Raw genomic sequence first — 19,672 nt, 5'->3', positions numbered from 1 at the left:
ATGAATCACATTAAAGCAATGGTCTACGACCTAGTCAACCTCATTTTGATCACAATACGTGTTCAAATTAGATTTGATATGGCACAATTTCTACTATCGTGCTAATTTAGCTCTAAATTTCCGTCAGGTAACCAAATGACCAGCAACCATCTGGACAACGTCAGTCAGGCGCAGAAAGAGCGCCTGTTTCACATAGACTTCCGCCTCCGATTTCTAGGCGCCGTGTCTCGCGCTGACCTTGTAAACCGCTTTGGCGTCAAGGCCGCTGCCGCCACGCGCGACCTGTCACTCTACAAGGAGCTAGCCCCGGGCAATCTCGAGTACGACACAAAGGCCAAGATTTATAATGCCTCCGGACAGTTCACCCCTCTATTTGACTGCTCCCAAGGCCAGGTTCTGGCCGCGCTCTGTCAAGGTCTCGGCGACGACTATGTCGGCGTCCACCGCGCCCTGATAACTGCCGAGACTCCTACACAGCTAAACCTGCCCCAGTTGGATGTTCTCTCGGTCATCAGTCGGGCCATTTATCAGAAAAAAGCGGTGCACGTTCATTACCGTTCCCTTTCCAGCGGGCACACAAACCGGGAAATTGTCCCCTTCGCCCTGGTCGATAACGGTCTGCGTTGGCATGTGCGGGCTTATGATCGCAAGCGGGAGCGCTTTACTGACTTCGTGATCAATCGCATCGCCAAGCCCAGGCTCATTGCTGGAAAAGTGCTACCCAGCCATGAAACCAAAGAAGCGGATATCCAGTGGAACCGCATCGTCGAAATGCACCTGGTACCCCACCCGCAGCTAAAGCATGCGGAAACCATCGAGCATGAATACGGGATGTACCAAGGCTTGCTGAAAGTGCAGGTGCGGGCAGCGGTCGCTGGCTATGTGTTGCGCCGGTGGAATATCGACTGCTCTGAAGACCATAGCCTGACGGGCGCCGAGTACCATCTGTGGCTGCGTAATCACCAAACGCTCTACGGAGTCGAGAACCTGGTCATTGCGCCTGGCTTTAAATCTCCATCGACAGACCAAGTCCACACCGAAGACCAGGCTGTGATATCCACCATGGAATGGGGAGACGTTGAATGATCAAACTGGAAGACATCAAAAAAGACGCGCAAATTCGCGGCATCCAAGGCAACGAAATTGTCCGGGTCGTACAAACTGAACCGGTCGGTGAGCATGCGCTCACCATATACTACAAGGACAGCCAGGGCCGCCTGAACGAACAGATGCTTTTTCGTTCCGACGAAGCACGCCTGGAACTGGCGGAAGCGGGCCGGCCTTGGGCATTTGATGCTCCGGGGGCTGACTTCAAACTCGGCCTTGAAGCCTACCGTATCACCCAAGCCGCGTTGTTCGACCCCATGATGGCCGTGCATACATCCAACGTCGAGCCATTGCCGCACCAGATTTCAGCAGTGTATGAGGCCATGCTGCCCCGTCAGCCCCTGCGCTTCGTACTGGCAGACGACCCCGGGGCAGGTAAAACCATCATGGCTGGCTTGCTGATTCGTGAGCTGCTCATGCGTGCGGATGCCAAACGGATCCTCATCGTTTCTCCTGGCGGGCTCACCGAACAGTGGCAGGACGAACTGCTAGAGAAATTTGGCGTCCAGTTCGAGATTTTCAGCCGCGAAAAGCAGGAGCAATGTGCCTCCGGCAACTTCTTTGATGAAGCCAACCAACTTATCTGCCGTCTGGACCAGCTCTCCCGCAATGAGGATTTCCAGGAGAAGCTCAAGAATACCGAGTGGGACCTGATCATTGTCGATGAAGCACACAAGCTCTCAGCCAATTACTTTGGCAACAAGGTCAACAAAACCAAGCGGTTCCAACTCGGTGAAATGCTGGGCTCCATAACCCGGCACTTTCTACTGATGACCGCAACGCCCCACAACGGCAAGGAGGAAGACTTCCAGATCTGGCTCTCTCTGCTGGATGGTGACCGCTTCTACGGCAAATTCCGTGAAGGCGCACATAAGGTCGATGTCTCCGACATGATGCGTCGCATGGTCAAGGAAGAGCTGCTCAAGTTTGATGGTACTCCGCTATTTCCGGAACGCCGGGCCTATACCGCCAACTATGAGTTATCCGATGCCGAAGCCGAACTTTATGCCGAAGTGACCAACTATGTCCGCAACGAAATGAACCGTGCGGATAATCTTGATGGTAAGCGTAAAGGCACTGTTGGCTTCGCTCTCACCCAGCTCCAGCGCCGCCTGGCGTCCAGCCCCGAAGCCATTTACCAGTCGCTGAAACGTCGCCGCAAGCGCCTTGAAGCCCGGTTGGACGAAATGAAGCTGGTTGCACGGGGCGAAGGGCTTAAAAAGGCTGGCCGGAATGGCGTGGCGGAAACCCTGGGCGAATATCAGGTCACGAAGCAAATTGATGTGCCTGACAACATCGATGAGATGGATGAAGAGCTGAGCGCCGAAGAGTACGAAATGGTGGTCGATCAGGTGGTTGATCAAGCCACTGCCGCCGAAACCATTCCGGAACTGGAAGCCGAAATCGTCATCCTGAAAGACCTGGAATACCAGGCTATGACTGTGGTGCAGTCTGGCAACGACAAAAAATGGGAAGAGCTTTCGCATCTGCTACAAGACCAGCCAGAGATGTACACCGCCGGTGGTAGCCGCCGCAAGCTCATCATCTTTACCGAACACAAGGACACACTGAATTACCTTGTTCAACGCATCAGTGGGCTACTGGGTGACCCCGGCGCCGTCATAACCATTCATGGCGGCACCAACCGCGACGAACGCCGCAAAGCTCAGGAAGAATTCCGCAACAATCCTGACGTACTGGTACTGGTGGCGACGGATGCCGCCGGTGAAGGTGTGAACCTGCAAAACGCCAGCCTTATGGTCAATTACGACTTGCCCTGGAACCCCAACCGGCTTGAGCAGCGCTTTGGCCGTATTCACCGCATCGGCCAAACCGAGGTCTGCCATCTGTGGAACCTGGTAGCCAATGAAACCCGGGAAGGCGATGTATTCCAGAAGCTGTTCGACAAGCTGGAAATCGAAAAACAGGCGCTGGGTGGCAAAGTCTTCGATATTCTGGGTGAAGCCTTTGAGAACAAATCCCTGAAAGACCTGCTCATCGAGGCGATTCGCTATGGCGAATCTCCCGAGGTGAAGGACAAGCTCAACCGGGTGATCGACGGGGCACTGGACACCGATCACCTGAAGGAAATCCTACGCCGTAATGCCCTCGTCGAGCAGCACATGTCACTGGAAGACCTTTACGCTGTGAAGGAGGAAATGGAAAAGGCTGAGGCGCGCAAGCTCCAGCCCTACTTCATCCGCGCTTTCTTCACTGAGGCGTTTCAGACACTGAGCGGGGAAATGCGCCCCAGAGAAGCAGGTCGTTACGAGGTCCGTCACGTACCGGCAGCGATACGTGAGCGGGACCGTATTATTGGCGAGAGCCGTACTCCCGTACTGAAAAAGTACGAAAGAATCTGTTTTGAAAAGCAGCTTGTCCGAGTGCCGGGCAAGCCCATGGCCGACTTAATCCACCCGAGTCATCCGCTGATGCACGCCGCGACGGACCTGATTCTTCAGGCACACCGCAGCAAACTCAAGCAGGGTGCCGTGCTTGTAGATCCGAACGACGAGGGCACTGAGCCGAAAATTCTTTTCATGGTGGATCACACCATTCGCGAGAGCATGAGCAGCGGCGACAAAGACAGCGGCAAATCCACCATCGCCTCCCGCCGGTTACAGTTTGTGGAGATTGATAAGCATGGCAATACCACCCATGCGGGCTGGGCACCTCATCTTGATTTACAGCCCATCGACGATTACGACCACAAGCTGGTTCAGGATATTCTGAATGCACCCTGGATCACCGGAAACCTCGAAGGCCTGGCCCTGAACCACGCCTCCCAACACTTGGTGCCGGAACACTATCAGGAAGTTAAAACCCGCCGTGAGCGGCAAGCCGACAAAGTGCTGGCTGCCGTACACGAGCGATTAGTGAAGGAAATCAGCTACTGGTCTGATCGCTACATCAAACTCACCGACGATGTAACCGCAGGCAAACAGCCGCGCATGCAGCCAGAGATGGCCCGTCGCCGAGTCGATGAACTCACCGAACGCCTGAACCAGCGCAAGAGGGAACTGGAAGCCATGAAAAGCGTGGTCTCCAGCACCCCGGTCGTAATCGGCGGTGCTCTGGTCATCCCTCAGGGGTTACTGGCCATGCGCAAGGGCGAAACCACCTTTACCGCCGATGCACAGGCCCGCGCGCGTATTGAACAGGTGGCCATGAAGGCAGTTACAGATCATGAGCGGGCTTTGGAGCACACTGTCAAGGATGTCTCCGCCGAGAAATGCGGCTGGGACATTACGGCCAGGCTCCCGGCGAATCCGGACGGCTCATTGCTGCCTGACCGGCATATCGAAGTCAAAGGCCGCGCCAAAGGCCAGGAAACCATCACCGTCAGCCGCAACGAGATTCTGTACGCCCTCAATCAGGCCGACAAGTTCTGGCTCGCAATCGTCATTGTGGACGGCGACAGCCACGAAGGGCCGTTTTACGTGAAAAACCCCTTCACAACCGAACCGGATTTCGGCGTCCCTTCGGTGAATTACGAGCTCAAATACCTGCTATCAAAGGCAGAGCAGCAGGAGTCAGGCTTATGAAGCTAGAAAAAATTACTATTAGAGATTTCAAGCGCTTCGCGAATCTTGAAATTTCGAATATTCCTTCGACCGCCAAATTGGTACTACTTACCGGACCAAATGGAAGTGGCAAAACCTCGCTTTTTGAAGCCTTTAATTATTGGATGAAAATATCAGCGCGCCAAGACTGGAACTACGATCCTGACTACTATTTGAGACCAATAGACAGTCTTGCGATGACTCCAGAAAAGGCGAAAAGAACTAGAAACTTGGCTCAGGAAACCTGGGACAAGATTACTCCGAAATTTCATGGATTGAATGAGGAAATAAAACACGATCAAGAGGCTTGCAGAAAAGCTTTTTATATCCGATCAGCGTATCGACATTCTCCGGATTTTACTATCGATGGGCTTCAAAAGCTTGATGACATCCTCAATGACTCAAGCAGAGCTTCGAAGCTAGTGCTCTCCGAGTCTCGAGTTCAGGACAACTATCAACGCCTTGTCGGCATGAGTTTGGAAAGTTTATACGACAATGAGCAAAGAGATAGAACAGCCGGACAGATTACTGATGAATTAATCGGCGAAGTAAAGAAAGCCATGCTCAAAGTTTTTGATGGACTAGTTCTTGAAGGGCCTGGCAACCCCTTAGAGGGCGGCACATTTCGTTTCACAAAAGGTGACTCTTCAAATTTCCACTATAAAAATTTGTCAGGTGGAGAAAAAGCTGCATTCGATCTTCTTCTGGATTTCATTGTTAAACGTAAAAAGTTTGACGACACCATATTTTGTGTTGATGAGCCAGAGTTGCATATGCACACGAGACTTCAAGCGACACTACTCGAAGCAATGTTCGATTTAATCCCAGACAACTGCCAGCTATGGCTCTCAACGCACTCTATCGGCATGGCCCGCAAGGCCGCTGAACTCAATTCAGCCAACCCAGGGCAAGTAGCGTTCATTGACTTCCATGAACAAAATTTTGATCAGCCCGTGAGGTTAGAACCAATAAAACCTGGCAGGCAGTTCTGGCAACAAATGTTCCACACTGCCCTTGATGATTTGGCAGAGCTTGTTGTACCTGAGTATGTCGTTTTTTGTGAAGGCCGAAAAGTTAATCAGACGGGAAAAAAGCCAAGCTTTGACGCAGCTGTATATCAAAAGATATTTAGCCCGTGGCATCCAGAGATTGAATTTATTCCTTTAGGCGGCACCAATGAAGTTCAGTTTGATGGGAAGGCGTTTGACTATCTACTTACCAAACTCGCCCCAGGAATAAAAACCTGGAAAGTTCTTGACCAAGATGATCGAAATTCAGTCGAAATTGATCAATTAAAGGATGAAGAAACATACGTCCTATCTCGCAGGGATATCGAAAGTTTTCTGTGGGATGACGAAGTTTTACTGAAACTTTGCGAAATTCACAACTCGCCTGAAGCTTTTTCAGAAATACAGCTAGAGAAACAGTCACAGATTCAGTCTCTCCCAGGGCGAGGCAAGCCCGCTGATGACATTAAGGCCATATCCGATAGTTTATACAACAAGTGCAAGCGAGTACTCAACCTGCACGGTTGTGGAAATACAGCTGAGGCTTTCTCCATAGAAAAACTTGCACCATTAATTCAACCCGGAATGGCCATTTACAACGAGCTGGCTGAAGCGGTATTGGCTCCTTTGAGAATACAGGATAAATAATGGTTCAAGTTAAATCTCCTAGAAAATTAATCGAAGTAGCGCTGCCGCTCGATGACATAAATGTCGCTGCCGCCCGTGAGAAGTCCATTCGGCACGGCCACCCCAGCACTCTGCACCTGTGGTGGGCCCGTCGTCCATTGGCAGCGGCTCGGGCTGTGTTGTTTGCACAATTGGTGAACGACCCCGGCTATCAGCGGGAATTGGGACATGGCGTTAACAAAAAAGAAGCGGAAATCAAGCGGGAGAAGCTGTTCCAGATCATCCGAGATCTGGTGAAATGGGAGAACACCAACAACGAAGAAGTGCTCGGCCGTGCCCGTGAGGCCATCTGGGAGAGCTGGCGTGAAACCTGCCGCCTGAACCGGAATCATCCTCAGGCCTCGGAACTGTTCAATCCGGAGAAACTGCCTGCCTTCCATGACCCCTTTGCCGGTGGTGGTGCCATTCCCCTGGAGGCTCAGCGCTTGGGTTTGGAAAGCTATGCCAGCGATCTAAACCCGGTAGCGGTGATGATCAACAAGGCGATGATCGAAATCCCACCCAAGTTTGCCGGGCAGAAGCCGGTGGGGCCACGGCCAGAATCCGACAAGCAAACCAAGAAGTCAGCGACCAGTGACGCCTTTGAAGATTGGGCTGGGGCCAAAGGTCTGGCTGAAGATGTGCGCCGCTACGGCCACTGGATACGGGAAGAAGCCTTCAAGCGTATTGGTCACCTCTATCCCAAAGTTCGAATTACCTCTGAGATGGTCGCCGAGCGACCTGATCTAAAGGCCTATAAAGGCGAAGAGCTGACTGTTATTGCCTGGCTCTGGGCCAGGACCGTCAAAAGCCCTAACCCGGCGTTTAGTCATATGGACGTCCCTCTCGCCCGCTCCTTTGTCTTATCTAGTAGGAAAGGTAAAGAGGCATGGGTAGAGCCCGTCGTTGATGGCGATCGTTACACGTTCGAAGTGAGGTTCGGCGAACCATCTGATGAAGCCTTACAGGGAACAGTCGTACGAAGTGGTGGTACTTGTATACTGTCTCAAACAGCCATCCCGTTTAAGTACATTCGCAACGAAGCCAAGAATGGCCGAATGGGTCAGAAGCTAATGGCGGTTGTGGCTGAAGGAAAGAAAGGACGAGTTTATTTGTCCCCAACCGAGTCTGACGAAGAAGTCGCCAATTCAGCTGAGGCTCAGCGGTTCACTGAGACAGAAATCTCGCACTGGCCCGGAAGAACGAATGTCGTCGAGTATGGCATGACTAAGTTTCTGGACCTATTCACCCCCCGCCAACTGGTGGCCTTGACCACCTTCTCCGATCTGGTGCAGGAAGCCCGTGAAAAAGCCATTGCCGACGCCAAAGCCGCTGGCCTGCCGGATGACGGCCAAGGCCTGGCCCAAGGCGGCGCTGGGGCTACGGCTTATGGGGAGGCTGTGGCGGTGTATTTGGGCTTTGCAGTCGATAAGGTTGCCGACTCGGGCTCAACAATTGCCAGTTGGACGTCACAGCGGGACACGATTCGAAGTACCTTCGCAAGGCAGGCCATTCCAATGGTCTGGGATTTTGCAGAAGTAAACCCCTTGTCCGACTCAACAGGTAACTTCATCGGAAGCATTAGCTGGGTATTTAAGGTAGTTGACCTTTTACCAGCCACTGCCTCTGGCGGCGCACAGCAAAGTGATGCAGCGACGCAGTCAATCAGCCTCAATAAGGTCATTTCATCTGACCCCCCCTATTACGACAATATTGGTTACGCTGATCTGTCTGACTTTTTCTATGTCTGGATGCGCAGAGCATTGCGAGGCATTTACCCCACATTGTTCGCGACCATGGCAGTACCCAAAGCCGAAGAGCTGGTTGCTACGCCTTACCGTCATGGCAACAAAGAGAAGGCTGAGACCTTCTTTATGGATGGGATGACCCGCGCCATTCACAACATGGCTGAGAAGTCTCATCCAGCGTTTCCGGTTTCCATCTACTACGCCTTTAAGCAGTCAGAAACCAAAGAAGGCAGCACCACCAGTACCGGTTGGGTTACCTTCTTAGAAGCTGTAATTCAGGCTGGCTTTTCTATTGATGGTACGTGGCCTGTTCGAACTGAACGCGAAGGACGTAGCATCGGTATCGGCAGCAACGCCTTGGCATCCTCCATCGTCTTGGTCTGCCGCAAACGCGAAACCAACGCGGATTCTATCTCTCGCCGCGATTTCCAGCGCCAACTGCGCGAAGAAATGCCCGAAGCCCTGGAAACTATGATCGGCGGCCAAACCGGTCAAACCCCCATAGCTCCGGTGGATTTGGCTCAGTCCGCTATCGGCCCAGGCATGGCCATCTACTCCAAATACGAGGCGGTACTGAATCAGGACGGCTCGCGCATGAGCGTGCACGACGCCCTGGTGCTGATTAACCGCGCCATTACCGAATACCTGAGCCCAGATTCCGGCAGCTTCGATGCCGACACCCAGTTCTGCTCAAGCTGGTTTGAGCAATACGGCTGGAACCATGGCCAGTTCGGCGAAGCAGACACCCTCGCCCGCGCCAAGGGCACGAGTGTCGATGGCGTTAAAGCGGCTGGAGTGGCCGAATCCGGCGGCGGCAAGGTGCGCCTGCTACGCTGGAACGATTACGAGTCCGACTGGGATCCCGCCAAGGACGATCGAACGCCCGTGTGGGAAGCCTGCCATCAGATGATCCGTCGCCTGAATAACAGCGGCGAATCAGCTGCCGGGGAACTGCTCGCCAAAATGCCGGAGAAAGGCGAAGCCATTCGCCAACTGGCCTATCACCTGTATACCTTATGCGAACGCAAGAAGTGGGCCGAAGAAGCCCGCGCCTACAACGAACTGATCGGCTCCTGGCACGCTATTGTCGCCGCTTCCCACGATTTGGGGCACAAAGGTGAACAACACGGACTGAACTTTTAAGAGGCACTTATGCTGAACAAACTTACTCTAAACGGTTTTACCGTCTTTACTGATACCGAGCTGAGATTCGCCTCTGGTTTAAACGTGGTGATTGGTGAAAATGGCTGCGGTAAGTCCCATTTGCTCAAGGCGGCCTACTCGGTCATCGCCAATAGTGCGGAGGAGGGGAAAAAGCCCACTGCCGGTGAACCGACCAAAGTGGCGCTGCAAAAGTCCATTGCCGATAAATTGGTCCATGTCATGCGGCCAGAGTCACTAGGGCGTCTTGCCAGTCGGATTCAGGGGCGGAAGCGATGTGAATTATCTTTTCAGTTCAACGACGCCAACTTGAATTGCGCGTTGAGCTTCGCAACGTCGAGCAAATCAGAGGTTCAGGTCGATAAGCTGCCCAAAAAATGGCATGAAAAAGCACCCGTTTTTTTGCCTACCCGAGAGCTGCTGACAATCTTTCCAAACTTTATATCCGTTTACGAAAATCATTATCTGGAGTTTGAAGAAACCTACCGAGATACATGCTTGTTACTGGGGGCGCTCGCCTTGCGAGGGCCCAGAGAAAAACAGGCCGCCGAATTGCTGAAACCACTGGAAGAAGCGATGGGCGGCAAGGTGGTGCTCGATAAGAATGGTCGTTTTTATCTTCAGCTGCCGGGTAAAGGGAATATGGAGATGCCTCTGGTGGCAGAGGGTCTGCGTAAGCTTGCAATGATCGCCCGCCTGATCAGTACGGGCTCACTATTAGATAAAGGCTATTTGTTCTGGGATGAACCCGAAACGAACCTAAACCCCAAGTTGATTAAGCTCGTTGCACGTGTGATCTATCACCTCTGTCAGCAAGGTATTCAGGTCTTTATCGCAACTCACTCCTTGTTCCTACTCAGGGAGTTGGAGGTGCTTTCTCAGAGCAGTGAATTCAAGAAGATCAAGCATCGCTTCTTCGCTCTGAGGCCCGAACCGAACGGCGTTGAAGTGGAGCAAGGTGATCGAGTGGATGATCTGAATACACTTGTTCTCCTAGATGAAGAGCTGTCCCAGTCTGACCGCTTTATGGAGGTAAACCCCTGACATGAGACAGTTCCACGAGGGCCGTTTAACATTTACCTTTCCAGACCCACTTGAGGCAGCCCAATATGACAGTTGGGCATTCTATCGAAACCAGTTCAACAGTGCTTTCGGCGGTACCAAGGCAATCGACTTCATTTGTATTGATAACGATAAAACCTGGTTAATTGAGGTGAAAGACTACAGAGCCAACCGGCGAACCAAGGCCATCGATCTGGGCGATGAAATCGCACTAAAAGTCAGGGACACACTTGCAGGACTTGCCGCAGCAAAGTCCAATGCAAATAACCAAAGCGAGCGGGCTTGTGCCCGAAAGGCTCTCAAGAAAAACCGGTTGAGGGTCGTATTGCATCTTGAGCAACCTAGGAAGCCGAGCAAGCTATTCCCTCAAGCAGTTGACCCTTCAAAGCTGGTTATGAAACTAAAGCAGGTTTTGAAGGCGGTCGATCCGCATCCGGTCATCGTCGACCAGACATGTTTGAAGCCTGATATGCACTGGCAGGTCACAGGATAATACTATGAGTTTGAAACCATGGCGAGAGATCGCCCGCCCACATAAAGACGTTCTGGAAGGCTCTTTCAAGCAATCCGAATTTGCCGCTGACATATCTCAGGTGGCCGGCGGAACCGCGCCTGATGAGTATCAGAACGCCGAGAAGTTTTTCTCACGAACCTATATTACTGAGGGGATGCGCCTTTTGCTGATCTCCGTGGCGCAGCGTCTGGCAGGTCATGGTGGTGATCCAGTCATTCAGCTTCAAACGGCGTTCGGTGGCGGTAAAACACATACCATGCTGGCCGTATTCCACCTGGCCAGTCGTGAAGTCAGCACCGACAAACTGATGGGCATTCCCCCTGTGCTGGATGAAGCGGGTATCAGCGAGTTACCCCGAGCGCGCATGGCGGTGATTGATGGTATCCGCCTGTCGCCCAGTCAGGCCCGGACTTACGGCTCTACGACAGTCAATACTTTATGGGGAGAACTGGCCTGGCAGTTGCTTAGCGAAGAAGGCTTTGCCCTGGTCGCCGACAGTGATGCGGACGGTACATCGCCGGGCAAGGACGTGCTGAAAGAATTATTAAGCCGCGCAGCGCCCTGCGTAATCCTAATTGATGAGTTGGTGGCGTTTACCCGACAACTGGAGTTAGGTAAGCAATATAAAGCCGGCACCTTTGACAGCAATATCAGTTTTATTCAGGGGCTAACGGAAGCGCTAAAGGCCGTACCCAATGCGATTCTTCTTGCCTCATTGCCCGAATCTGAGCTGGAGGTGGGCGGAACCATGGGCCAGCGCGCTCTTGAATCGCTGGAGACATATTTTGCCCGTGTAGAGTCTGTGTGGAAGCCCGTGGGCTCGCGTGAGGCCTTCGAAATTGTGCGCCGGCGCCTGTTCGAAAGCTCCGGTGAACGTGCCGAGATCGAAGGTATTAGCCGACAATTTTCGGACTTCTACCGGAAGCACGCGGATAAGTTCCCCGTGGAGACCCAATCCAACGAATACTTTGAGCGACTGTGCTCTTCCTACCCGATTCACCCTGAGGTATTCGATAGACTTTACGAAGACTGGTCCACTCTGGACAAATTCCAGCGAACACGTGGTGTGCTTCAGTACATGGCCATTGTGATTCATCGCCTTTGGAACTCTGACAATCGGGACGCGCTTATCATGCCCGGTTCGTTGCCGCTGGAAGACACCAATGTGCGCAACAAGAGCATTCACTATCTGCCCCAAGGGTGGGAGCCGGTTATTGAAAAAGAAGTGGATGGCCCGCGCTCTATCCCCGCCGACATTGATGGCCACCACACTTTGTTCGGCGGAGTCCAGGCTGCCCGGCGTACTGCACGTAGTATTTTTCTAGGCAGCGCCCCTTCCAGCCAGGAACAGATGATACGCGGCATTCAGGCCGAGCGAATTTTATTGGGCACTGTGCAACCGGGACAAACTATCGGTGTGTTTGAAGATGTACTCAAACGGCTCCGGGATCGTTTGCACTATCTGTACGCCGAACAGGATCGCTATTGGCTGGATACCAAGCCCAACCTGCGACGGGAAATGGAAAGCCGCAAACAGAATATCAGTGAGCGCGATGACCTGATTCCCATGCTGAAAGAGCGCGTGAATCGGTCGTTTGGTAAAAACCACCACTTCGGTGGCATTCATGTGTTCACGCCATCGGTAGATGTGCCCGATGACTACGGTTCTGGCCCTCGCCTGGTGGTACTACCCACTCAGGCTGGTTACAGCCGCACTGAGACAAACCAGGCCTTTGGCGAGGCAGAAAAGATTCTGCGCTACCGTGGCGAGCAACCCCGTCAGAAACAAAACCGCCTGATCTTCTTGGCACCGGATTTTGACGTTGTCAGCCGCCTGAAGGAGCAAGGCAGAATTTTCCTGGCCTGGCGTTCAATCGTGGCAGATATTGAAAGCGGCACGCTCAACCAGGATCTGTCGCATCTGAACCAGGCCAAGCGTAATCGTGACGGAGCAGAACAATCGCTTACCCAGCTCATCCGGGAAACCTGGAAATGGCTCCTGGCTCCCGTTGAGGATTTTGTGAAGGGACGTCCCGAGTTGAACTGGGAAGTGGTGTCTATTCCGCCGACAGCCCCAAATCTCATTCAAAGTATTGAGGATAAACTGCGTGAAGAAGAATGGTTGGTCTACGAATGGTCGCCGATTCACCTACGCAAGGTGCTCAATGACTGGTACCTGAAGGATGGTGTGACAGAAGTCAGTGCGCTGAAAGTTTGGCAAGACAGCTGTCACTATCTCTACCTGCCCCGGTTGGTCAACGACCAAGTGTTTCGCAACGCCATCAGCCAGGGTGTAGAAACTGAAGATTATTTTGCGTACGCATCCGGAAAGGAAGGGGATCGCTACCTGGGCTTTAGCTTCGGACGAGGATCCATTGCCCCGTTGGACGATTCATCGCTGCTGATAGAGCGTGAGGCGGCAGTTGCCTATGCTGAGAAGCAGCGTCAAGCGCAGCAACCCCAACCTCTGCCTGGAGGAGACACGGGAGACCCTACGAGCGTTGCTGGAGGAATCGGCGGCACACAAGGTGGTGGCAGCTCTCCGGTCAATACTCCACCAGGGGTTATCGACGATACCGGTGGTGCCGGAAGCAGTGGTTCCGAAGTGGTAAAAACGCATTTTTATGGAACCACAGCGTTGGACCCAGTGAAGGCGAAAATGGATTTCGCCACCATCGTCGATGAAGTGGTGCAGCAGTTCACGGCACAATTGGGTGTTGAGGTGACAATCTCAGTCGAAATCGAGGCCAAGAAGAAAGATGGTTTCGACGAGTCATTGCAGCGCACCATCAAGGAAAACTGCAATGTACTGAGGTTCAGCTCTTCTGAGTTTGAAGAGGACTGATTGAGAAGCTCATGAAGGCCGTAACTTGCGCTCGGTTGCGGCCTTCGCGTCATCCTGCCCCTACTTTTTCGAGGTGTCCTCAGTTTTGACTGTCCTGGCGAGCGGGGCCAGTGTTTCCTCCAGATAGGCCTCCAGTTCAGCCATTAGATGGATACTGGATTTCAGTGTTCTCCTAAGTTGCGTCAGATTAGCGTTGAGCCGGCGGATCAGTTCAAAACCATCTTCGATATCTGCAATGAGGGACTTTTCCCAGTCCTGGGCACGCACGAATGCCGACTTGAAATGGCGGTACCGACCTTCTTTGGAAATATGTTCGCTGTAAACGGCATGTCCGGTTCCGCTTTTCTTTGGCACGAATGAATTGTAATACCAAGACAGTTCCAGCTTTCTTCCCCTCAGCCTTACACGGCAGCCATGATGGCCAGGGTAACCCTCCGTCTGATCGGTTCGGTGAGCAATATTGTGCTCCCAATATACATCACAAATACGTTGGGCTAAGTATCGATATCTGGCCTGTTCAACGTCAATCAAGTCCATAAGCGTTTGCAAAAATGCTTTAGATTGCTGAGTCGCTGCCTGGGTGCCCCGTGTGTGATCAACCCCTTCAAGTCGACTTGCATGACACCAGTGGTCGACTACCTGCTGTTTGTTCAATCGCGTCATTCACTTACTCCTCTCGTTCTGAATGCACGAATGATGCTAACCGGATTTGATCATTACGGTGGCCCGTGCTTTTGCCCTTTTTGGGCGCAACGGCGAACTTGGGATGAAAAAGTCATAAAATGCCAAGGGACTTTCCAGTTCCTTTCCACATAACTATCTGATTTGGGACTTCTGCGCTATGCTCCCATCCCCCAAGGCATAGGTGGCATGGGCTAAAAGCGTGGATCTCCGTTATTTATTTGGGACCTACCGCCCCATTTGCTGGGAAGACTCAGGTATGCAACGGCCTGATGTAACCGGGCTGACTGTCGTCGCTACAACAATTCCCGCTATTTCCTCGGGACACTTACAAGGGGCTTGGAAGAGGCCTTTTGGAGCCCCGGTGTGATACGGGGATAACCCGTGAAGTAACAGGGCCTCGAAAAGGCTCTTTAAGAGGCTGTTTTGATCACGTCCAGCATTGACTTTCACATGTGAAAGTTAATGAGCATTACCGCTTCACAAAATGATGCCGTGATGGTGGCGGGTAACAGCGGCCGTTCACATTTTCACCAGATTTTTCCCGTAAACCGATGGGGTTCACATGGAAATCGCCCAAATAACAAAAATTAATCTTTAAATTCAGCTGGTTATAAATTTTTTCTCTTTGCGCCCAAAATGGCCAACTCCACGGTTCTGGTGTGAATTCAGGACTATTCATAATCACTCCTGTCCGTCAAACAACGAATCAGGAGTGGATTATGCAAAGACAGTATTTCAACGAAACGAATGAACGTTTGCTCACATATGAAGAGGTTTGTGCCGTCACCCAGCTTTCGCAAGCCACGCTTCGAAGGCACGTGAAAGCAGGTCGTTTCCCTGCCCCCATCAAGCCAAACCCGCAGGGTCGAGCCGTCAGGTTTCGGATCCAGGATGTTAGAAACTGGCTGGATCGGTTGTGACGGAGGGACAAATGAACTTTCAATTGAGAGACTCTGGCCTGTACTGCCTCAGCACTGATGAATGGCAAAGGGTTGGTGGGTGGATTGAGGTTGTTGCCCGAACCCGCCTTTCCAATAAAAAACACGGCCACGGCGCGCTTCTGCAGTGGAAAAATATGGACAACGTCCTGCTGCGCGAGGTGGTGTATGCGAGGACTCTGAACGGTGATAACGCCCGGCAGATACGAGAGATTTTGGTGGACAGCGGCTACCCGCTCGAACCCGGCAATATAAGCTGGACGCGGCTGCAACGCTATTTGCTTGAGGAGATGGCGAAAGCGCCTCCGGCCATCACCGTCGACCGCACCGGATGGCATCGAACCGTGTTCGCGACGAGTGGCTGGACAGCTGGCCAAGCTGAGGAGCACCACCACTTTGTCGGGCAGCTTTCGACCTCACCGCTTCTCCAGGAAAGCGGGTCTTTGCAAGATTGGCAAAATCAAGTGGGGAAGCTCTGTAAGGGCAACCCACTGGCGATACTCAGCGTCGGGGTAGCCCTCGCCGCGCCCCTGCTAAAACATGCGGAGCTTGAAAATGGAGCTTTTCACTTGATTGGTAATAGCTCTACCGGGAAAACGACGTTGCTCCAGGTGGCCGTGAGTGTTTGCGGAGCACCTACATTCTTAAGGAGCTGGGTAGCGACTAGCAATGGCCTGGCAGCTGTGGCTGCTGAGCACAACGACATGTTGTTGGCCCTGGACGAAATTGGTCTGGCTCGTCCGGAAGATGTTGATGTGGCGACGTATCACATAATGACCGGCGCCAGTAAGCTGCGTGCGAACATATCTGGGGACCTTGCTGCACAAACGCACTGGCGAACGCTGGCGTTAAGTACCGGTGAGGTATGGCTGTCGGAAGTGTTTCAGGAAATAGGGAAATCGGTTAAAGCCGGCCAAGAGAACCGACTTGTCGAGATTCCGATATTTGGACGATTTGGCGCATTTGATGAATTGCATGGGTTTGCCAGCTCCCAGGAGCTGGTCGATGTGCTGAAAAGCCGCACCAGGCACTACCACGGCACGCTGTTCCGGCACTGGCTTGAGCGTCTCACAGAAGATGTGGATGACTTGCCCGGCTATATCCAGAATGAGGTCGCCCGGTTGACGGACCAATGGAAGACCTCTCATATGGCTTCGCAAGTCGTCCGGGTGATTAGGCGGTTCGCACTGATCACCGCTGCTCTGTGCCTAGCCTGCCGGAACTACCTACTCCCCTGGTCGGAAGCGGAGTCAGTTCGAGCGGTGCACCAAGCAGTTGGAGCTTGGCTTCGGAGCCGAGGTCACATCTTCAATTCGGAGGAGCACCGCGTTTTGGCTCGCCTTCGCGATGCAATTTACAAATGGAATCACCGCCTCGTTGACATAGAGCGGGGGGATTACGGAAGAGCAATTGGTCTGCGACGCAAAGTGGCCGGTGAGACGCAGTGGCTGATACCCAAAAATACTCTGATCAAGGAGCTTGGCCTTCGTAGTCGATACACTCGGGAAATTGAGCCGCTTATCCAGAGAGATTTCATGGAAACCAATGAGCAGAGCCGTGGCACCATGAAAATCAAGCTGCGGGATCGATCGGAGCGTTTTTTCGCCCTGTGGCCTGATCGCATCAAGGCGTATTGGGAAGCGCTACCGGATGGAGATGGACTTTCCCAGTTTCCCACTATTCCCACTGGTGATTCGGAGGTAGAGGAGGATGATTGATAAAACCTTCAGTCCGCCTTCGGAAGAGGTGCGCACCAAGCTGCTGGCTCGTTCTGGACAGTGTGAGCGGCTGGTCCGGGAGTCAGACCGTCGAGCGATTACCGGCGTCAGCCGAACTCAATGGTGGTCGCTGGAACGAAGGAAAGTTGCTCCGGCACGACTAAGGCTGGGTTGCAACTCGGTCGCGTGGCGGTTATCGGATCTGCTGGCCTGGATCGAGCAACAAGGGGCCTGATCTGGCCCCTTTACTCTCCAGAGCTGACTTCACCTCTCACGATGGGCGCCAGCCACTCGCAGAGCGCCTCGTGAGCCTCTTTTCGTTCTTCAAAATACGCATGCCGATTATAGATTTGATCAACCCGGTTGCCGGCCTGTTGGTTCAGGCAGCGCTTGGCCAGATCATCATCGAATCCCAGCTTTCCAAGCATAGTTCTCGCGGTGCCACGCAGGTCATGGACCCGCCTTTTATCAAATGAGAAGAACCTCTCCTCGAACAGTTTCTTGAGTGCGTGGTTTAATGTGTTCTCGCAGACGTGAGGGGTGCGAGCCTTCTTGCTGATCCGCCTAGCCGGGAAGACCCACTCACTGCCACAAGACCGTACTTTCAGCTCCTCAAGCCATCCCATTACTGGCTCGGTCAACGGGATGTCAATCGCCCTGCGTTTCTTGGTTCGCTCGGCTGGCAAGTGCCAGACTTTGTTATCCAAATCGAATTCCGACCAAGGTGCTGCGAGAAGCTCCATCTTTCTTGTGCATGTGCCAATGAGCAGTGCACAAGCCAAGTAATTCTCCCGGGAGAACTTGGCGGGGATGTCTCTGAGCTTGTCGAAGAACTCTTTCACCTCGAACTCTGTCATTGGGTAGTTGGCCGCCTTTTCCTCTCCACCCGCATCCCTGGGGCGAAACGGAGTGGCCGGATTGAACCGCGTGACATCCAGCTTCATGCCGTGATCAAACACCCGCTTCAGCATTCGCATTACGTCGTTTGATATAGTTGGCCGAGGCGGGTTGTCATCGTACCCATTAGCGATATCCCGCAATATTTCACTAACGTCGACAGGCCGAATCCGTTCCAGGTCCGCCTTCCCGATGCGCCAAGCGACCTCACGATCGTAAAGACTCTTCTCTTTTTGGTGGGTCGCAATCTCCCGCTGGCGCAGCTGGTGATAGTCTGCATACAAATCGTTCAAGGTCTTGAAGGGGTTTTGGTTGACCTTCTGCCTTTCCTGTACCGGGTCAGCACCCTCACGCTTGATCGCCAACCTCAGCTTCGCCGCTTCATCGCGGGCGTCGGCCAATGACCAGTCATCCACCTTGCCGATGGTGTATTCGCGCCGGAGCTTGGTGGCTGGGGTGGTGTAGCGCAGCATCCAGTAGGCATCGCCGCGCTTCGGGGTCATGAGGTAGAGACCATTGCCGTCGGCATGCCGTACGGATGGCTTCTCTTTGATCAGTTTCTTGACGGTCTTGTCGTGTAGCTTGCCCACCTTCCTGCCTCAAAAATTGGGGAGTACAATCTCGCCGACACAATATAGCGAGAAAATACTCCCCAATCTACTACCCATCACCACCCAAACTTGGCAAAACTTACACGAACGCGGTGACCGTTAAAATTTCATAAGTCTCTGATATTTAATGGACTAAAGAACAACAATGAACACCCAAGAACATCACTCTATGTTCTGCACCTGCTCCCGAATTTGCTCGATCAAAACCTTGAGGTCCACCGCCGCGCGGGTAACCGCCGCGTCAATACTTTTACTGCTGAGGGTATTGGCTTCCCGGTTCAGCTCCTGCATCAGGAAATCCAGCCGCCGGCCGATGGCATCATCGTTTTTCAGGGTATCGGTCACTTCACTGATATGAGCCTCCAGCCGGTCCAGCTCCTCGGCCACATCACTCTTCTGCGCCAGCATCACCATTTCCTGGGCCACACGCTCCGGCTCCAGCTCCACTTTTGCTTTATCGAAGCGATCCCGCAGATTCTGCTCCTGGGCGGCCAGCAGCTGCGGCATTTTCTCCCGCACTTCTGCCACCAGCTTGCCCATGGTGGCCAGACGATCCTCAAATAACGGCCTCAAGCGCTCGCCCTCCCGTTCGCGAACGGACATCAGCTCTTTGACCGTGTCTTTGAAAAGGCCGGCAGCCGCCTCTTTCGCCGCGCTGTAGTCTTTCTCCGGCAAAGACATCACGCCTGGCCAACGCAGAATATCCAGTGCATTAATATGGGCGGGGTTATCGAGAATGCGGTTGATGTGGTTGGCTGCCTCGTTCACCGCCTTGGCCATCTCATCGCTGATCTCGAAGCTCTGCACCTCGTTCTCGGCAGACTGCAGGCGCATGGAGATATCCACCTTGCCCCGCTTTAAACCCTGACTACGCAGCTCTTCTCGAAACCGGTTCTCCAGTTCCCTGAACGCCTCCGGCAAACGGAAAGACGGCTCCAGGTAGCGGTGATTTACGGTACGGATCTCACACGTGAGCGTACCCCAGTCACCCTGGGTATCCTTGCGGGCAAAAGCAGTCATGCTGCGGATCATATTGGCTCCATAACCGATGAACAGAAGCATCGAGTTTAACAGGGTATTTGCCCGGGCGGCGAACCCGACCAAAGATCACCCTGCAGGCCACCGCCCCGGGCATGCTACGTGTTATACTC

General features: G+C 53.1%; 14 protein-coding genes. 10 read left to right on the top strand and 4 right to left on the bottom strand.

All coding sequences use genetic code 11. The annotated features are described in order from the left end of the window. Positions 1-135 precede the first annotated feature (135 nt). Genes ACNSOI_RS02575 through ACNSOI_RS02545 form a run of 7 tightly spaced genes read left to right on the top strand, consistent with a single transcriptional unit; the run spans position 136 to position 13,673 of the window. A complete protein-coding gene (locus ACNSOI_RS02575) occupies positions 136-1,086 on the top strand; it encodes a helix-turn-helix transcriptional regulator (protein ID WP_420195074.1) in 951 nt (316 codons plus the stop codon). Beyond that, on the top strand, positions 1,083-4,652 hold the full coding sequence (locus tag ACNSOI_RS02570) for a helicase-related protein (RefSeq protein ID WP_420195073.1): 3,570 nt from the start codon (positions 1,083-1,085) through the stop codon (positions 4,650-4,652). The genes ACNSOI_RS02575 and ACNSOI_RS02570 overlap by 4 nt, the downstream gene beginning before the upstream one ends. Then, the gene (locus ACNSOI_RS02565; protein WP_420195072.1) at positions 4,649-6,325 is read left to right on the top strand and encodes an AAA family ATPase; all 1,677 of its coding nucleotides are present in this window, start codon (positions 4,649-4,651) and stop codon (positions 6,323-6,325) included. Before ACNSOI_RS02570 ends, ACNSOI_RS02565 begins: the two co-directional genes overlap by 4 nt. Next, positions 6,325-9,234, top strand: coding sequence for a DUF1156 domain-containing protein (locus ACNSOI_RS02560; protein WP_420195071.1), 2,910 nt, complete (start codon positions 6,325-6,327; stop codon positions 9,232-9,234). The genes ACNSOI_RS02565 and ACNSOI_RS02560 overlap by 1 nt, the downstream gene beginning before the upstream one ends. 9 nt (positions 9,235-9,243) lie before the next feature. Continuing rightward, positions 9,244-10,296, top strand: a complete 1,053-nt coding sequence (locus ACNSOI_RS02555) for an AAA family ATPase (RefSeq protein WP_044628627.1) — start codon at positions 9,244-9,246, stop codon at positions 10,294-10,296. 1 nt (position 10,297) lies between these two features. After that, positions 10,298-10,807, top strand: a complete 510-nt coding sequence (locus ACNSOI_RS02550; RefSeq protein ID WP_284453092.1) for a hypothetical protein — start codon at positions 10,298-10,300, stop codon at positions 10,805-10,807. A 4-nt stretch (positions 10,808-10,811) separates the two neighbouring features. Beyond that, positions 10,812-13,673, top strand: coding sequence for an ATP-binding protein (locus tag ACNSOI_RS02545; RefSeq protein WP_420195070.1), 2,862 nt, complete (start codon positions 10,812-10,814; stop codon positions 13,671-13,673). Positions 13,674-13,733: 60 nt separating this feature from the next. On the opposite strand, the gene mobI is transcribed toward ACNSOI_RS02545, so the two are convergent. Then, entirely contained in the window at positions 13,734-14,336 is a 603-nt protein-coding gene (gene mobI, locus ACNSOI_RS02540; RefSeq protein WP_420195069.1) for a conjugative transfer protein MobI(A/C), read from the bottom strand. Between the two features lie 490 nt (positions 14,337-14,826). After that, positions 14,827-15,036, bottom strand: coding sequence for a hypothetical protein (locus ACNSOI_RS02535; protein WP_420195068.1), 210 nt, complete (start codon positions 15,034-15,036; stop codon positions 14,827-14,829). Positions 15,037-15,076: 40 nt separating this feature from the next. Here ACNSOI_RS02535 and ACNSOI_RS02530 point away from each other — a divergent pair, with 40 nt between their 5' ends. The 3 genes from ACNSOI_RS02530 to ACNSOI_RS02520 are packed head-to-tail and all read left to right on the top strand — an operon-like array spanning position 15,077 to position 17,248. Continuing rightward, on the top strand, positions 15,077-15,277 hold the full coding sequence (locus tag ACNSOI_RS02530; protein ID WP_420195067.1) for a helix-turn-helix transcriptional regulator: 201 nt from the start codon (positions 15,077-15,079) through the stop codon (positions 15,275-15,277). Positions 15,278-15,288: 11 nt separating this feature from the next. After that, positions 15,289-17,013, top strand: coding sequence for a DUF927 domain-containing protein (locus tag ACNSOI_RS02525; protein WP_420195066.1), 1,725 nt, complete (start codon positions 15,289-15,291; stop codon positions 17,011-17,013). Then, a complete protein-coding gene (locus ACNSOI_RS02520; RefSeq protein ID WP_420195065.1) occupies positions 17,006-17,248 on the top strand; it encodes a helix-turn-helix transcriptional regulator in 243 nt (80 codons plus the stop codon). The genes ACNSOI_RS02525 and ACNSOI_RS02520 overlap by 8 nt, the downstream gene beginning before the upstream one ends. 10 nt (positions 17,249-17,258) lie before the next feature. On the opposite strand, the gene ACNSOI_RS02515 is transcribed toward ACNSOI_RS02520, so the two are convergent. Beyond that, complete coding sequence (locus ACNSOI_RS02515; RefSeq protein ID WP_420195064.1) at positions 17,259-18,500, bottom strand: tyrosine-type recombinase/integrase; 1,242 nt, start codon at positions 18,498-18,500, stop codon at positions 17,259-17,261. 183 nt (positions 18,501-18,683) lie between these two features. Next, positions 18,684-19,553, bottom strand: coding sequence for a YicC/YloC family endoribonuclease (locus ACNSOI_RS02510; protein ID WP_420195063.1), 870 nt, complete (start codon positions 19,551-19,553; stop codon positions 18,684-18,686). Between the last annotated feature and the right edge of the window lie 119 nt (positions 19,554-19,672).

This window comes from Marinobacter sp. GH_1 (assembly GCF_048595985.1).
In the GTDB taxonomy this organism is placed as follows: Bacteria; Pseudomonadota; Gammaproteobacteria; order Pseudomonadales; family Oleiphilaceae; genus Marinobacter; species Marinobacter shengliensis.
The sequence above is the reverse complement of the archived record's forward strand: the minus strand, read 5'-3'. Positions and strand labels throughout refer to the sequence as shown.

Bases quoted from the DNA above. Each gene is read 5' to 3' on its own strand.
- ACNSOI_RS02545 (WP_420195070.1), top strand. From the start codon at position 10,812: ATGAGTTTGAAACCATGGCGAGAGATCGCCCGCCCACATAAAGACGTT.
- ACNSOI_RS02530 (WP_420195067.1), top strand. From the start codon at position 15,077: ATGCAAAGACAGTATTTCAACGAAACGAATGAACGTTTGCTCACATAT.
- ACNSOI_RS02560 (WP_420195071.1), top strand. From the start codon at position 6,325: ATGGTTCAAGTTAAATCTCCTAGAAAATTAATCGAAGTAGCGCTGCCG.
- ACNSOI_RS02535 (WP_420195068.1), bottom strand. From the start codon at position 15,036: ATGAATAGTCCTGAATTCACACCAGAACCGTGGAGTTGGCCATTTTGG.
- ACNSOI_RS02575 (WP_420195074.1), top strand. From the start codon at position 136: ATGACCAGCAACCATCTGGACAACGTCAGTCAGGCGCAGAAAGAGCGC.
- ACNSOI_RS02550 (WP_284453092.1), top strand. From the start codon at position 10,298: ATGAGACAGTTCCACGAGGGCCGTTTAACATTTACCTTTCCAGACCCA.
- mobI (WP_420195069.1), bottom strand. From the start codon at position 14,336: ATGACGCGATTGAACAAACAGCAGGTAGTCGACCACTGGTGTCATGCA.
- ACNSOI_RS02520 (WP_420195065.1), top strand. From the start codon at position 17,006: ATGATTGATAAAACCTTCAGTCCGCCTTCGGAAGAGGTGCGCACCAAG.
- ACNSOI_RS02565 (WP_420195072.1), top strand. From the start codon at position 4,649: ATGAAGCTAGAAAAAATTACTATTAGAGATTTCAAGCGCTTCGCGAAT.
- ACNSOI_RS02525 (WP_420195066.1), top strand. From the start codon at position 15,289: ATGAACTTTCAATTGAGAGACTCTGGCCTGTACTGCCTCAGCACTGAT.
- ACNSOI_RS02510 (WP_420195063.1), bottom strand. From the start codon at position 19,553: ATGATCCGCAGCATGACTGCTTTTGCCCGCAAGGATACCCAGGGTGAC.
- ACNSOI_RS02570 (WP_420195073.1), top strand. From the start codon at position 1,083: ATGATCAAACTGGAAGACATCAAAAAAGACGCGCAAATTCGCGGCATC.
- ACNSOI_RS02555 (WP_044628627.1), top strand. From the start codon at position 9,244: ATGCTGAACAAACTTACTCTAAACGGTTTTACCGTCTTTACTGATACC.